Source organism: Streptomyces sp. NPDC001108, assembly GCF_053598535.1.
Window position 1 is genome coordinate 38,422 of record NZ_JBSFKL010000016.1, and the last position, 13,558, is coordinate 51,979.

At 72.1% G+C, this 13,558-nt stretch carries 14 protein-coding genes; 5 read left to right on the forward strand and 9 right to left on the reverse strand.

Annotated elements, in window-relative coordinates; translation table 11 throughout:
• Positions 1–85 precede the first annotated feature (85 nt).
• The gene (locus ACWC97_RS28225; protein WP_450652302.1) at positions 86–1,201 is read right to left on the reverse strand and encodes a MerR family transcriptional regulator; all 1,116 of its coding nucleotides are present in this window, start codon (positions 1,199–1,201) and stop codon (positions 86–88) included.
• Between the two features lie 60 nt (positions 1,202–1,261).
• On the opposite strand from ACWC97_RS28225, the gene ACWC97_RS28230 reads away from it, so the two are divergent.
• The 3 genes from ACWC97_RS28230 (at position 1,262) to ACWC97_RS28240 (ending at position 2,962) form a co-directional block, all read left to right on the forward strand.
• Positions 1,262–1,918, forward strand: a complete 657-nt coding sequence (locus ACWC97_RS28230; protein ID WP_352278618.1) for an HAD family hydrolase — start codon at positions 1,262–1,264, stop codon at positions 1,916–1,918.
• A gap of 60 nt (positions 1,919–1,978) precedes the next feature.
• The gene (locus ACWC97_RS28235) at positions 1,979–2,341 is read left to right on the forward strand and encodes a hypothetical protein (RefSeq protein WP_352278616.1); all 363 of its coding nucleotides are present in this window, start codon (positions 1,979–1,981) and stop codon (positions 2,339–2,341) included.
• A 183-nt stretch (positions 2,342–2,524) separates the two neighbouring features.
• Positions 2,525–2,962 (forward strand): MarR family winged helix-turn-helix transcriptional regulator, encoded by a 438-nt coding sequence (locus ACWC97_RS28240; protein ID WP_352278614.1) that lies wholly within the window; start codon positions 2,525–2,527, stop codon positions 2,960–2,962.
• Positions 2,963–3,010: 48 nt separating this feature from the next.
• Here the strand turns inward: ACWC97_RS28240 and ACWC97_RS28245 are convergent, their stop codons facing one another.
• Together ACWC97_RS28245 and ACWC97_RS28250 are read right to left on the reverse strand one after the other, a co-directional pair.
• Positions 3,011–3,745 (reverse strand): flavin reductase family protein, encoded by a 735-nt coding sequence (locus ACWC97_RS28245; protein ID WP_352278613.1) that lies wholly within the window; start codon positions 3,743–3,745, stop codon positions 3,011–3,013.
• Between the two features lie 363 nt (positions 3,746–4,108).
• A complete protein-coding gene (locus tag ACWC97_RS28250) occupies positions 4,109–4,954 on the reverse strand; it encodes an LLM class F420-dependent oxidoreductase (RefSeq protein WP_450652305.1) in 846 nt (281 codons plus the stop codon).
• 180 nt (positions 4,955–5,134) lie between these two features.
• On the opposite strand from ACWC97_RS28250, the gene ACWC97_RS28255 reads away from it, so the two are divergent.
• On the forward strand, positions 5,135–5,683 hold the full coding sequence (locus ACWC97_RS28255; protein ID WP_352278610.1) for a DinB family protein: 549 nt from the start codon (positions 5,135–5,137) through the stop codon (positions 5,681–5,683).
• A gap of 74 nt (positions 5,684–5,757) precedes the next feature.
• On the opposite strand, the gene ACWC97_RS28260 is transcribed toward ACWC97_RS28255, so the two are convergent.
• The 4 genes from ACWC97_RS28260 to ACWC97_RS28275 all read right to left on the reverse strand — a co-directional run bounded on the left by ACWC97_RS28260 (position 5,758) and on the right by ACWC97_RS28275 (position 9,543).
• Positions 5,758–6,318, reverse strand: coding sequence for a DUF1062 domain-containing protein (locus tag ACWC97_RS28260; RefSeq protein WP_352278609.1), 561 nt, complete (start codon positions 6,316–6,318; stop codon positions 5,758–5,760).
• Between the two features lie 149 nt (positions 6,319–6,467).
• Entirely contained in the window at positions 6,468–7,442 is a 975-nt protein-coding gene (locus ACWC97_RS28265; protein WP_450652307.1) for a DMT family transporter, read from the reverse strand.
• Between the two features lie 56 nt (positions 7,443–7,498).
• Entirely contained in the window at positions 7,499–8,149 is a 651-nt protein-coding gene (locus tag ACWC97_RS28270; protein ID WP_352278607.1) for a TetR/AcrR family transcriptional regulator, read from the reverse strand.
• A gap of 35 nt (positions 8,150–8,184) precedes the next feature.
• Complete coding sequence (locus ACWC97_RS28275; protein WP_450652309.1) at positions 8,185–9,543, reverse strand: MFS transporter; 1,359 nt, start codon at positions 9,541–9,543, stop codon at positions 8,185–8,187.
• 213 nt (positions 9,544–9,756) lie between these two features.
• Between ACWC97_RS28275 and ACWC97_RS28280 the strand changes: the two genes are divergently transcribed.
• On the forward strand, positions 9,757–10,335 hold the full coding sequence (locus ACWC97_RS28280; RefSeq protein WP_450652311.1) for a DNA polymerase ligase N-terminal domain-containing protein: 579 nt from the start codon (positions 9,757–9,759) through the stop codon (positions 10,333–10,335).
• 91 nt (positions 10,336–10,426) lie between these two features.
• On the opposite strand, the gene ACWC97_RS28285 is transcribed toward ACWC97_RS28280, so the two are convergent.
• Together ACWC97_RS28285 and ACWC97_RS28290 are read right to left on the reverse strand one after the other, a co-directional pair.
• On the reverse strand, positions 10,427–11,626 hold the full coding sequence (locus ACWC97_RS28285; RefSeq protein ID WP_450652313.1) for a macrolide family glycosyltransferase: 1,200 nt from the start codon (positions 11,624–11,626) through the stop codon (positions 10,427–10,429).
• A gap of 248 nt (positions 11,627–11,874) precedes the next feature.
• Positions 11,875–13,440: an APC family permease gene (locus tag ACWC97_RS28290; protein ID WP_352278602.1), complete on the reverse strand. Its 1,566-nt coding sequence runs from the start codon at positions 13,438–13,440 to the stop codon at positions 11,875–11,877.
• Between the last annotated feature and the right edge of the window lie 118 nt (positions 13,441–13,558).

Below are 13,558 nucleotides of genomic sequence, written 5' to 3' on the forward strand. Positions count from 1 at the left end.
GCGCCGGATTTCCCGTACCGGGGTCTTCAGAGGCGTTGCAGGCTCCCCGTCTTTCAGACCTTTCAGGCCACGACCGGTCTCGGGCTCAGGCCACGATCAGGCGCAGGCCGAGCTCCGCCGCGTCGAGGGCGACGAGGTCCCGGTTGCGCTCCGCCCACCGGCCCGATCCGAGATCCTCGCGGAGCCGGTCCACCGCGCGCGTCTCCGCCTCGGCCCCGACCCTGGTCCACACCGAGACCGCGCGGCGCACCTCCTCCTCCAGGTATGCCTCGGGACGGCGCCAGTGGGCCTCGAAGAACCCGTCGGCGCAGTCCCACGGGACGAGCACCGGCTCCGCACGGCCCCCGACCGCACGGGTCAGATCGGCCAGCGAGGGCCAGTCGTCGAGCAGACCGGCGAACTCGGGCAGGTAGTCGCGGGTGAGCCAGAACCGGTGGCGCCAGCCGGGCGGGCCGGCGTCGTACGTGAACACCACCACCCGGCGGGCCACCCGGCGCATCTCGCGCAGCCCGGCGATCGGGTCGTCCCAGTGGTGCACGGTGCTGAAGGCCATCGCCGCGTCGAAGGACTGGTCCTCGAACGGCAGGCTCTCCGCCGCGGCCGCCACGCACCGCGCCGCGCCCCGGGGGCGCTGGGCCCGCATCACCGCCGACGGCTCCACCGCCGTCACCTCCCGGTCCGGCGGCTCGTAGGAGCCGGTGCCCGCGCCCACGTTCAGCACCGTGCGCGCGTCGCCGAGCGCCTCCCAGACCCGGGCGGCGATGCGCGGCTCGGTGCGCCGGGTCGCCGGGTAGTCGGCGCCGATGGTCTCGTACAGCCGCGCCCCGAACATCTTGAGCTGGTCCTCCGACGTCGTCCTGATCCCCATGGCCCGTCCCCTCAACTCCGTGTCGATGGCGGCGACCGCGGCGGAGGCCCGGTCGCGCTGCTCCAGCAGCAGGCCGCGCAGCCGGTGCAGGCGGGCGACCGTGTCGGTGGCCGGGTCGTCGACGAGGTCGGCGATCTCGCGCAGCCCGAAGCCCAGCCGCCGGTAGCCGAGCACCTCCCGCAGCCGCTCCACGTCGTCGGGCGAGTAGGCCCGGTAACCGGCCGCCGTCCGCGCCGAGGCCCTGACGAGACCGATCCCGTCGTAGTGATGCAGCGTGCGGACGCTCACTCCGGCCAGCTCGGCCACGCGCCCCACGGTCAGGTGCTCCGCCATGTCGTCCACCCTGGGGTCTCACGCCGCGTGAGGGTCAAGCGCGGGGCCTATCCTGGCCGCATGATCGCTCCTCCCGCTCCCGAACTCGTCATATTCGACTGCGACGGTGTGCTCGTCGACAGCGAACCCCTCGCGGTCCGCGTCCAGGTACAGGTGGGGGCCGAGCTCGGGTGGCCGCTCACTGCGCAGGAGGTCGTCGAGCAGTTCGTCGGCCGGTCCGAGAAATCGATCGGTGAGCTGATCGAGGCCCGCCTGCCGGGCAGGGCCGCCGACTGGCATCAGCGTTTCCAGGAACTGCACCGCGCCGCCGTCGACGCCGAGCTGGTGGCGGTGGACGGCATCCACGAGGCGCTGGCCGGGATCACGCTCCCCACCTGCGTCGCGTCGAGCGGCAGCCACGAGAAGATGCGCCACACCCTCGGCCGTACGGGGCTCCACGACCACTTCGAGGGCCGGATCTACTCCGCCACCGAGGTCGCCCACGGCAAACCCGCCCCCGACCTCTTCCTGCACGCGGCCGCACGGATGGGCGTCCCGCCGGCCGCGTGTGTCGTCGTCGAGGACAGCAAGTACGGCGTGCAGGCGGCCCGTTCGGCGGGAATGCGGTCCTTCGGCTACGCGGGCGGCCTGACCCCGGCACACTGGCTGGAAGGACCGGACACCATCGTCTTCGACGACATGCGCAAGCTTCCGCAGCTGGTCGCCGGGGTGCGCTGAGCGACGCAAGCACCGCGAGGGCCCGCGATGCCGTCCACGGCGGAAAGAGGGGAATTCCACGTGCGACCGACCAGCCGATTCACCGCATGGGTCACGACCCTGGCCACCACCGCGGGAGCCGCCGTCGCCCTTGCGGGGAGCCCGGCCTCCGCCGCCGACGGCGGCGGGTTCTGGGCCCCGACCTGCGAGTACGGGCGGGCCTGTATCAAGCTCTCGCAAGGCCGCTCCGGACCGGGCGGTCCGTACTGGAACGTGAACGGCTGCGGCTACCACCAGGTTCGGGACCGCTACGCCGGCGCCACCGCCCACGGCAACGCCTTCCAGGTCGTCTACCTGGACGGCCGGTGGGACGAGGTGCGGCCCTGGACCAGTCGCGGCCTGGACGAGAACAACCTCGTCACCGTCGTCAACGTGATCTGCTGAACCGTCCGCACCCGCCTCCCGCTCCGCCCGCGTCAACGTGACTCCTCACCGCGCGACTTCGGCCGACAGGCCGAAACCGGCCCGTCGCCGAATGCGGGCCGGCACCCATACACCCCGCGCTTATACCAAATCCCTTATATCCATTCCACAGTTGATGTGGTCGGGAATTGCTAGGCTGCACGGATGGATATGCCGCCGGATGCCCGGCTCGGACTGGACATCAAACGGGCCGAGCAGGCGCTGACAGCCGCCAAGGGAAACGCCGTACGCGGGGCCGACCTGACGGTCGCGCAGTACGCCACGCTCCTCGCCCTCTCCCGGTACCCGGGCATGTCCGCCGCCGCGCTGGCCCGCGTCTGCATGGTCACGCCGCAGGCCATGACGGCGATGCTCAAGACCTTGCAGACGCGGGGCCTGATCGGGCGGACGGCGCACCCCTGGCACCAGAGGGTCCTGGAGACCAGGCTGACCGAGCCCGGCCAACGTGCCCTCGCCGCCGCCGACAAGGAGGCGGTCCGCATCGAACGCCGTATCGCGGACGAGTTCACCGCCGAGGAGCGGGAAACCCTCCGCACCCTGCTGGCCCGCTGCGTCCAGGCGATCGAGCGCGACGACGACTGAGCGGGCCCACGCGGCAGGAACGGCCCCACGCGGCGGGAACGGCCTCGCCTACGGCTTCCGAGCCGGTACGAAGAAGGGGGCCCTCTGTCCGGTCAGTACCTGTCCGCCGATGTCGTCCGGGCCGGGGTCGAGTATCCGCCGACCCTCGCGCGGGGTCTCGGAGATGCCACTGTGACCGATCTCCGGGCCGAGACCGAAGTAGTGGCGGAAGTTGTAGATCAGCGGGCTCCACGCGGCGGGGTCGATGTGCTGGGTCCCCGGAACCACCAGGCGCTCATCGGCGTGCACCTTCGCCACCCGGGCCTCGACGATCAGGAACTCCCCCGCGACGTCGGGGGCGACCCGGACGGCCCGCGCCTCCAACTGGATCGGGCACTCCGCCACCCGGGGCGGGCGCACCCTCCGCGAGGGCTGTGCCCGGAAGCCGGTCGCCGAGAACTTGTCCGGCTCGTACCGCGCCGCCCGGTTCCCGGGCCCGGTCTCCGGAGGCCGTCCCGTCAGACCGCCCAACCGCTCGACGGCCGCCCACTGACCGGGCTCCGGCAGGCTGATGACCAGCTCCGGCCGCTCCTCCAGGTTCGCCCCGGTCCACCCCTCCCGCGAAAGCCCCAGCACGACCACCTGCCCGAGGGCCCACGCGGACGAGATCGGAGCGAGGTTGAAGGTGCCGTCGGGATTCTCGGTGGTCAGCAGCACGACGGGCGTGCCGAAGTAGAGGATGCTCGGAGTTATGGCCAGATGGCTGCCTGAGGCTGTGACCTGGTGCTGTGGTGCGGTTCGCATGCGCCGACCGTAGGACCCGGACGCTTCGGCAGACGCCGAACAATCCGCCCGCGCGGGGGTGACACGTCGATGACGTCACCTGACTCAAGAGCCGGAGTACCACCCCCGCATGTGCGGGGACGACCGCGCAGGATTCCCCGGGCTGGTACTCGGGGCACGGACCACCCCCGCACGCGCGGGGACGACGATCTCCGCCACAACAAGGGCGGCCACAACATCCACAACCACGGACCACCCCCGCACACGCGGGGACGACACTTGTTGAGCTGGGGCTTCTCTGAGCGAGGTGGCTGTTTTCATTCAGTTGGTTCTGGTGGGCCAACGCCTCGGCTCACCCTGAGCGTTCCCGGCGGCAGCGGCACGTCAGAGGAACTTCGCGTACGCGTCCAGCGTGCGCAGGACCTCCGGTTCGGTGGCTGGGGGGAGTTGGAGGACAACCTCTTCGATGCCCAGGTCCGCGTAGTGGGAGAGTTTGCCGGGCGTCGGGAGGACGGCGTAAGGGACGACCTGGAGGTGGTTCGGGTCGCGGTTGGCGGCGGTCCAGGCGGTGCGGAGCTTCGGAAGGGATTCGGCCAGGCCCGCGCCGCCGATCGGGAGCCAGCCGTCGGTATGTTCCGCGATGTGCGCGAAGAGTTTCGGGCCCGCCGCGCCGCCGATCAGGGTGCGGGGGCCGGTCACCGGGCCGCGTGGGCGTTGGGTCGGCTTCGGGTGGGCGTGGCTTGCCCGTACGGACCCGAACTCGCCTGCGTACGCGGTGGGTTCGTCCGCCCACAGGGCCTGCATCAGGGCGAGGCGGTCGCGGACCAGGGCGCGGCGGGCGGGCCAGTCGACTCCGTGGTCGGCGGCCTCCTCGACGTTCCAGCCGTAGCCCACGCCCAGGGTGAAGCGGCCGCCGGAGAGGTGGTCGAGGGTGGCGATCTGCTTGGCCAGATCGATCGGGTCGTGCTGGGCGACGAGGGTGATGCCGGTGCCCAGCGTGAGGCGTTCGGTGACGGCGGCGGCCTGGGCCAGTGCGACGAAGGGGTCCAGGGTGCGGCCGTATTCGGGCGGGAGTTCGCCGCCCATCGGGTACGGGGTGTCCCGGCTCACCGGGATGTGGGTGTGCTCGGGCAGGTAGAGGCCGTCGAAGCCGCGCTGTTCGAGCTCGCGGGCGAGCCGCAGTGGGGTGATCGTCCGGTCGGTGAGGAAGATGGTCGTGCCGATCCGCATATGAGGACACCTCCGTCGTGAGCAGATGCTCCAGTGGGCCGGTGGGCCGGTGGGCCGGTGGGGCGATGGGGCGATGGGGCGATGGGTGCCGGCGCTCCGGAGACCCTGTGGCCCCAACGTATGCCGTGCGGTGCGGAAAAGGGGCGGATGTCGGCAGGGTGGCTGTGGAAGGGTCGCCGGATGGATTCTTCGCGAGTCGGCGTACTGCGTGGACAGTTCGACCTGACCTGGGCACTCTTCGAGTACCACCTGGAGCGGCTGCACCCCGACGATGTCCTGTGGGAGCCTGCCGCGCACTGCTGGACCGTGCGCCGCCAGGACGACGGACGGTGGGTGGCGGACTGGGCGGACGCCGAGCCCGAGCCCGTGCCCGTTCCGACGATCGGCTGGTTGAGCTGGCACATCGGCTGGTGGTGGGAGGCCGCGGTCGCGCATGCGCGGGGCCGGCGGCCGCGCGAGCGGGAGGACGTGACGTGGCCCGGTGACGCCGCCGGTGCCGTCGCATGGCTGCGGACGCTGCGCGGTAGCTGGCTCGGCGTACTGGACGAGCTGACGGAGGCCGACCTCGACGCCACCGCCCCGTTCCCCTGGCCGAAGGACGCGGGGCGCACGGTCGCGGACATGGTGGCGTGGGTGAACGCCGAGCTGATGAAGAACGTGGCCGAGATCGGACAGCTCCGACTCCTGCGCGCCGCCACCACCACCCCCACGGCCACCACCGAGCAGTAGCGGCGGTGCCCGGTCCCGTGCGCCGCCACCGTCCGACGTGGTGGTGGCGGCGCACGGGCCGTACGGGAATCCGCTCAGCGCTTCAGCGTGAAGGTGAAGTCGCCGGATACCTTGCCGGTCAGACGGATCGCCGCGACGAGCCCGCCCGACTCGATCAGCCGTTCCGCCTCCGCGCGGGCCAGTCCGCAGCCCTCGGCGATCAGCCGGAGCGGCCGGACCGGTATCCGCGCCGCGAACCGGACCGACACGTCGATGACCTCGCGGTCCGTGTCGACCGGTCCGCCGGTGTCCAGCCGCCAGGCTCCGGCCCAGTCGAGGGCGACACGGTTACGACGCAAAAGGGCCGGTTCCTCAAGTAGTTGGGCTGCCAGGGAGGGGTCGTTGCCGTGCATCCGGTCCAGCAGCTCGGGCCGTACGGAGCGCACGTTCGTCCGTTCCAGGACCGTGAGCTTCGTGGTCTGCCCGCAGGTGGTGCAGAGCGCGAGGAGCCAGGCGTCGATGAGCTTGTGGTGGGCGTTGATCCGGAACTTGCCGCGCGTCCGGAAGAGTTCGGCCGCGCAGACATGGCAGCGGCGGCGGACGAGCGGCAGGCGGGTGGGGGTGACCACCCAGGTTTCGAGCGTGCTTTCGAGCACAGATATACACCGGTTCCAGTGTGAGAAATCCGCAGCGAAAGGAGCGCGGCGCAGAAGCGCGACGCGCGACAGATCAGCTCTCGGGAGGTCTCACACGGTGTACAACGGAACGCCCTTTGCCTGGACAACTGCAGTCGGCAGCAGGGTACTTACGGGCGCGTCGCCGCTCCATCGAATTCCGGGGCGGCAACGGGGGCCCGCACCCCGGACCGCGTCCGCCGGGGCGTCGGGGTGGTCAGTACGGCGAGGCAGGCGAGGACGAGGGCGACGCCCGCCCAGCCGAGGGCGGGCAGCTCCTCCCCCACGACCAACACCGCGAGCACCGCCGCCACGGCGGGCTCCAGCAGGGACAGGGTCGTCGCGGCGCTCACCGGGATACGGGCGAGGCCGAAGCCGAAGAGGACGTAGCCGGTGAACATCGGGACGAGGGCCATGTAGAGCCCGACGCCCGCGTTGGTCCAGGAGGCGACCAAGGGTGCCCCGGTGGCCGCCAGGACCGGGAGCAGCATCAGCCCGCCGAGCCCGAACACCGCCCCCATCGCCGCCCGCGCGGGGACGTCCCGGGTGATCAGGCGGTGCGCGGCCCAGGCGTATCCGGCGTACGTGACGCCCGCGACCAGCCCGAGGCCCACGCCCAGGACGGTGCGTCCGGCGGAGGCGGTGCCGGTGGCCCCGCCGCCGGTGGCCTCGGCGGCGCAGAGCAGGGCCGTTCCGGCCAGGCCGAGGGCGGCGCCCGCCAGCCAGCGCCGGGACAGCCGACGGCCGTCGGCCAGCCGCTCGATCAGCGCCGAGGCAGGTGGGGCCGAGCCGATGGAGACCACCGTGCCGACCGCGACCCCGGCCAGGTGCATCGAGGTGTAGAACGCCAGCGGGTACAGGGCCACGCCCGCGCCGCCGACGAGGACGGTCGGCCACCGCGCCGCCAGCCGGTGCCGGGACCGTACGATGCGGCGCCCCGCCACCGCGGCCTGGAGCAGTCCGCCCAGGCCCATCGCGGCGGCCCCGATCGCCAGCGGGCCCACGCCGGGCGCGAAGGTGGCCGCGGTGCCGGTGGTGCCCCAGAGGACGGAGGCCAGCAGCACGGCGAGCGCCCCGGCCCCGGCAGCCGTACCCCTCGCAGCCACCGCGCCGCCGGTCACAGGGCTGCCGGCCACAGGGTCGCCGGTCACAGGGTCGCCGGTCACAGGGCTGCCACCAGGGACGATGCCAGTTCCCTGGCGTGCCGGACGCGGGTGGAGTCGCCCTCCAGGCCCGCGCGCACCACGGCGCCCTCCAGCAGGAACGCCAGGTGTTCCGCCAGGCCCGCGGCCCGCTCCTCCTGACCGGGCAGCAGCTCCCGCAGGTGGGCGGCGAGCAGGGACTCCACCTCTTCCTTGTGTGCGCGGACGACGGCGCGGCCCGGGTGCCCGGCGGGCAGTTCGGCGGCGGCGTTGAGCAGTCCGCAGCCCCGGAAGCCGTGCTCGTAGGCCAGCTCGGCGTGGTCGGCGTACGCGTCGAAGACCGCCAGCACGGCCGCGGCCGGACCGGGGGCGGCCGCGGTCAACCGGTGCTCGTAGAGGCCGAGCCACTCCTCGTGCCGGGCCATGAGGTACGCGCGTACGAGGTCGGCCTTGGAATCGAAGTTGTTGTACAGGCTCATCTTCGCGACCCCGGCCTCGGCGGTGATCGTGTCGATCCCCGTCGCCGTCACCCCGTCCGCGTAGAAGCGGCGCGCGGCGGCGTCGAGGATCCGGCCACGCGCCGCCCCGCGCCGCCGCTTCACCGGCCGCTGGTCACCCGTCGTCGGCTCGCCCGCCACATTCACCGCGCCCGTCCCTCTCGCCACGCCCATGCCGACCGCCTCCACCATTAATTAGGTAGGCCAGTCTACCTAACGGGGAAGACAGGGGCGTACAAGCCGGACGGGCCGACGCCGAGTCGGCGGGCGCAGCCCCGGTTCTGGGCCACCGCCAGGCCCGCGACCGCCGCCCCGAGCACCAGCCAGCCCACCGGACCCGCGGCCATCACCACCCCGGTGATCAGCGGCGGGCCGGCGGACTTCTGGATGGACTGCGACATCCCCGCCACCCCCAGGTACGCGGCGCGGGCGTCCTCCGGCGCGAGCAGCACCGCCAACTCCCAGGAGCTCACCGAGCGCATCAGCTCCGCCAGCGTCACCAGCAGCGCCGCCGCGAGCAGCACCGCCGCCGCCACCCACGCCCCGCCCCGGGTGGCCAGGGCCATGAAGAGGCAGGTGACCAGCATGAGGACCCCGTAGAGCAGTACCGCGCGGGCCGCCCCGCGCGGACCCTCGGCGCGCCGGGACACGCTCAGCTGGCAGACCACGACCAGCACGGTGTTGAGGACGAGGAACGCCGGGACCAGGGCGTGCGGGGCGGAGGTGAAGCTCACCAGCCACAGCGGGAGGCCGACGCCGAGGACGGAGTCGTCGAGGTTCATCGGGATGTCCAGGAGGACGAAGCGGAGGTAGCCCCGGTCCCGCCAGGGACTCCGGCCCGCCACCGGACGGACCCCCGGCGCCACGCCCGCCGGCGCCGCACCTGCCGACGCCCCACCCGCGGGCGCCCCGGGCACCGGCGCCCCGGGCACCGGCCCCCGCGCCGGTTCGACGGTGCGCCACACCAGCGCCGCCGCGACGACGAAGGAGAGCGCGTTGCCCAGGATCAGCGCACGGTAGGCGTCGAGGATGCCCACCGCCAGGCCGAGGGCGGCGATCCCGGCGCCGACGCCGTAGCCCGCGTTGGCGGCGCTGCGCGACAGGGCCTGGTAGGCCACGCGCCGCTCACCGGCGGCCCGGGTGGCGAAGAGCATCTCCAGGGTCTTGGCGGCCCTGTCCCCCAGATACGTCAGGGCGACGACCGGCAGCAGCGCGCCGAAGCCCGCACAGACCAGGATCAGAGCGAGGGTCACCAGCCGGAGCAGATGGCAGCCGATCAGCAGCGTACGGACCGGGAGGCGGCCGGCCAGCCACCCGGCCAGGGGCGATCCGGCGATGCCCGCGACCCCGGCGGCGCCCAGCAGGACGCCGATCTGCTGGGCGCTCAGTTGCGTGACGAACGTGAAGTACAGGACCGAGGACGCGGCCCACAGCCCCGAACCGGTCCGGTCCACAGCCAGGGCGAGCAGCATGATCCGGGCGTCGCGGCCGCCCGGCGGATCACGTAGCTGGGCCAGCAGCCCCGCCCCACGGCCACCACCGCGCACCGCTCCACCGTCCCGTCGCATCCCACACTCCCCCGAGGACCTCGGACCCAGACCCGACTCCGACCCCGGGCCCGGGGAAGCCTCTCCGACAATTACTCTCGATGTCAAGATAGTCGACACCGAGATAGTCGATAACGAGATACTTGATGGCGAGATACCTGCGGTGCGGGAGACGGGCAGCTGCGGGAGAGTGGAAAAGAACCACCGGGCGGGGGCGGCCGGAGGAGGTGTCGGATGAACGGGACCGGCAACGGCGGACCGGCGGGCCCAGCCCCCTGTTTCGTCGTTCAGATCCACCAGGCGCGGCGCATGCACTTCGACTTCCGGCTGGAGGTCGGGGGTGTGCTGAAGTCCTGGGCCGTACCGCGCGGGCCCTCGGAGAACCCCCGGGTGCGACGGCTGGCCGTACCGACCCAGGACCACCCGCTGGAGTACCGCACCTTCGAGGGCGTCATCGCCCGGGGCGAGTACGGCGGCGGCACCGTCATCGTCTGGGACCAGGGCACCTACCGGCCGCTCAGCCACGACCGGTGGGGCGCGCCCGTGCCGTTCGAACAGTCCCTGGCGGACGGGCACGCGACGTTCTGGCTCGACGGGACCAAGCTGCACGGCGAGTTCGCCCTCACCCGTTTCAAGGGCGGCGACGGGACCTCCGTCCCCGGCGAGGAGGTGTGGCTGCTGATCAAGGCCAAGGACGGCCGGGCCACCCACGCCGGGCCGGACGCCCCCGACCCGTACCGCGCCCGCTCCGCCCGTACGGGGCGGACGCTGGCCCAGGTCGCGGCCGAGGAGGGCGGCGGCGCACCCTCCTGACCACGACCCGGACCAGCGAACCGGACCGGCAGACCTGTTCAGGCCAACCGGCTCAAGCCACCGCTCAGGCCATCAGCCCGGCCGACCCGCGTCACCCCCGGTCGAGCATCTCCTCGATCAGGTCGGCGGCCCGCTGCGTGCCGCCCTCGGCCCGCGCGTCGGCCCGCAGCCGCGCCGAGCGGCGGGCCACCTCCGGGTCGGCGGTGAGCTCCAGCAGGGCCGTGCGCAGCGCCTCGGCGGTGGCGTCCTCGGTGTCGATGCGGCGGGCCACGCCCAGCTCGACCAGCCGGTCGGCGTTGGTGGGCTGGTCGGCCGACTGGGGTACCGCGATCATCGGCACGCCGGCGTAGAGCCCCTCGCTGCTGCCGCCCATGCCCGCGTGGGTGACGAAGGCGTCGGCCTGCTCCAGGATCGCGAGTTGCGGCACCCAGGAGTGCACCTCGACGTTGGCCGGGATCTCACCGAGTTCCGCCGGGTCGGTGTACTTCCCGATCTGGAGCACCACGTGCCAGCCCGGCAGGTCACCGAAGGCGGCCAGGCACTGGCGGTAGAACTCGGGCAGCCGGGTGAGCGCGGAGCCCATCGAGACGAGCAGCACCTTCTCCGCCCCGGCCGGACGCGTCCAGTCGCCGTCCTGCACCCGGGTACCGAAGCAGGGGCCGACGAAGGTGACGGTGCTGGTGTCGACCCGGTCGGCGTGCGGCTGCATGGCCCTCGGGACCGTCGCCACGGTGTTCTGGGGCCGACCGCAGAAGACCTCCATCTTCGTGGTCGTCGCCCCGCACCCGGCCAGCCAGCGGTCGAACCGGGCGCGGTACTCGTCGGCGCCGGGCAGCGCCCAGATGTGGGCCGCGACGTCCTCCTCGTAGCCGTCCCAGGCCACGTACGTCGGGGACAGCTGCAGGAAGGGGCGGCGCTGCCCCTCGGCGAGGGCGCGCGCGGCGAAGGCACCGATGTCGTACAGGTACAGGTCGGCGGGGTCGGGGTCGTATACGGCCCGCAGTTGCGGAAGGGCCTGGACGGAGTCGTCGAGGAAGACGCCCATCGCGCCGATGGGGTCCTCGGGCCAGTCGTTGTCGGCGACCGGGAGGAGGGAGTCGCAGTGGACGAACTCCGCGCCGGTGGCCTCGATCAGCTCGGCGACCGCCGGGGAGTTGGCGTACGTCACCCGGTGGCCCCGGGCGACCAGCTCACGGATGACTTCCAGGCTGGGCAGGACGTGGCTGACGGCCGGAATGCCGATCATCGCGATGTGGGCACGGCGACGGGACGTACGGGGCGTGCGTGACATGGGAGATCACTCGTTTCAGATCCGTGGCGGATATCCGTGGTGGATGAAGACACGACAGCCCGATGCACCGGCCGCGCGGGGACGAAACACCGCGGGGGCGCGATCGGGCCGGGCGGGGAGCGTGCCCCGCCCCGTGTCAGCCGTAGATCTGGAACATGAAGAACATGCCGCGAACCGTAACCCGGCCCAGGGCCGCGCGCACCGGATTAATTCCGGCCACGCACGGCCCGTACAGGCAGGAGACGGGCTCAGTCCTCGACGACCAGCGAGGGCGTCTCGCGGGTCAGGACCTCGCCGCGGAAGAACGCCGGGCTGCGCCGCTGCATCACCAGCATCAGCACCACCCCGAGCACCAGCAGCCCGACCCCGATGACGAAGACCGAGCCGACCCCGAAGACCGAGGAGCCGGAGCCGTACGCCGGGTTCCACATGTCGTAGAGGGTCTTGCCGAACACGGCGGTGAGCAGGAGGCCTCCGACGCCCGGGAAGAGGCCCTTGAAGACCAGGTCGCGGAAGGAGCGGGTCAGGTCGGCGCGGAAGAACCAGACGCAGCCGAAGGCGGTCAGCGCGTAGTAGAAGCAGATCATGAGGCCGAGCGCGTAGATCGTGTCGACCAGGACGTGCTCGCTGACCAGGGTCATCACCGTGTAGAAGACGCCGGTCGCGACACCCGCCGTGATGGTGGCCTTCCCCGGGGTGCGGAACCGCGGGTGGACACGGGCGTACGAGGCGGGCAGGGCCTCGTACGTGGACATCGCGAGGACCGTGCGGGCCACCGGGATGAAGGTGGTCTGGAGGCTGGCGGCGGCCGAGGCGAGCACCGCGACGAAGAGCAGGACGCCCAGGCCCGGCCCCATGATCGGGCCCGCGAGGTTGGCGAAGACGTTGTCCGAGGTGTCGGAGTTGGCCAGGCCCAGGCCGGTGGTGCCCGAGCCGACGGCCATCTGCGCGGCGACCGCGGTCGCCAGGTAGGAGCCGACGAGCACGACCATCGCGATCAGCGCGGCCCGGCCCGGGGTCTTCTCGCTGCCGACGGTCTCCTCGTTGGCGGTCAGACAGGCGTCCCAGCCCCAGAACATGAAGATCGACAGGGAGAGGCCGGCGGTGAACGTGGCGAAGGACTTCACGGCGAACGGATTGAGCCAGGACCAGGAGAAGTCCATCGAGGTGGCGAACGCCCCGCTCTTCGCCTTCTGCACCGCCATCACCACGAACAGCGCCAACACCACGAGTTGCAGTGCCACCAGGCCGTACTGGAGCCCCTTGGTGGCCGTCATCCCCCGGTAGCTGATCGCCGTGGCGACCGCGATCAGGGCGAGGCAGGTCACGATGTGGACGGCCTTGTTGTGGTCGAGCGCGGCGATCGCGTCGCTGTTGGTGACCTCGCCGGCGAGGAGCCAGAAGAACGAGGTGGCGACGCCCGCCAGGTTGGACAGCACGATGATCGTCGCGATCACCAGGCCCCAGCCGCACATCCAGCCGAGCTTGGGCCCGAACGCCTTGACCGTCCAGGTGAAGGAGGTGCCGCAGTCCGGCATCGCCTTGTTCAGCTCGCGGTACGCGAAGGCGACGAGCAGCATCGGGAGGAAGCCCGCGAGGAAGACGGCGGGCATCTGGAGCCCGACCTCACCGGCGGTGGAGCCGAGGGTGGAGGTGAGGCAGTAGACCGGGGCGACGGTGGAGATGCCGATCACCGCACTGCCCATCAGCCCGACGGAGTTCCCGCCGAGCCCCTTCCCCCGCACGCCCCCGTCGGCCGGAGCGGTGCTCCGTGCCGAGTCTCCGGCCCGTGGCCGCACGTCCAGCTCAGTCATGAAAAGGACGATAAACCCTGCGATTTCCACATTTCGGGGGTGAGACTCGGCCGTCTCATCCTTGAATTTTGGGCGACGATTCGGCGCCGCAGGATTTAATTGAAGGGTACATGCGTTT

What these genes read in the sequence shown, in the direction of transcription:
- ACWC97_RS28225 (WP_450652302.1), bottom strand. Translation starts at nt 1,201, where the DNA reads ATGGCGGAGCACCTGACCGTGGGGCGCGTGGCCGAGCTGGCCGGAGTG.
- ACWC97_RS28230 (WP_352278618.1), top strand. Translation starts at nt 1,262, where the DNA reads ATGATCGCTCCTCCCGCTCCCGAACTCGTCATATTCGACTGCGACGGT.
- ACWC97_RS28240 (WP_352278614.1), top strand. Translation starts at nt 2,525, where the DNA reads ATGGATATGCCGCCGGATGCCCGGCTCGGACTGGACATCAAACGGGCC.
- ACWC97_RS28245 (WP_352278613.1), bottom strand. Translation starts at nt 3,745, where the DNA reads ATGCGAACCGCACCACAGCACCAGGTCACAGCCTCAGGCAGCCATCTG.
- ACWC97_RS28250 (WP_450652305.1), bottom strand. Translation starts at nt 4,954, where the DNA reads ATGCGGATCGGCACGACCATCTTCCTCACCGACCGGACGATCACCCCA.
- ACWC97_RS28255 (WP_352278610.1), top strand. Translation starts at nt 5,135, where the DNA reads ATGGATTCTTCGCGAGTCGGCGTACTGCGTGGACAGTTCGACCTGACC.
- ACWC97_RS28270 (WP_352278607.1), bottom strand. Translation starts at nt 8,149, where the DNA reads ATGGGCGTGGCGAGAGGGACGGGCGCGGTGAATGTGGCGGGCGAGCCG.
- ACWC97_RS28275 (WP_450652309.1), bottom strand. Translation starts at nt 9,543, where the DNA reads ATGCGACGGGACGGTGGAGCGGTGCGCGGTGGTGGCCGTGGGGCGGGG.
- ACWC97_RS28280 (WP_450652311.1), top strand. Translation starts at nt 9,757, where the DNA reads ATGAACGGGACCGGCAACGGCGGACCGGCGGGCCCAGCCCCCTGTTTC.
- ACWC97_RS28285 (WP_450652313.1), bottom strand. Translation starts at nt 11,626, where the DNA reads ATGTCACGCACGCCCCGTACGTCCCGTCGCCGTGCCCACATCGCGATG.
- ACWC97_RS28290 (WP_352278602.1), bottom strand. Translation starts at nt 13,440, where the DNA reads ATGACTGAGCTGGACGTGCGGCCACGGGCCGGAGACTCGGCACGGAGC.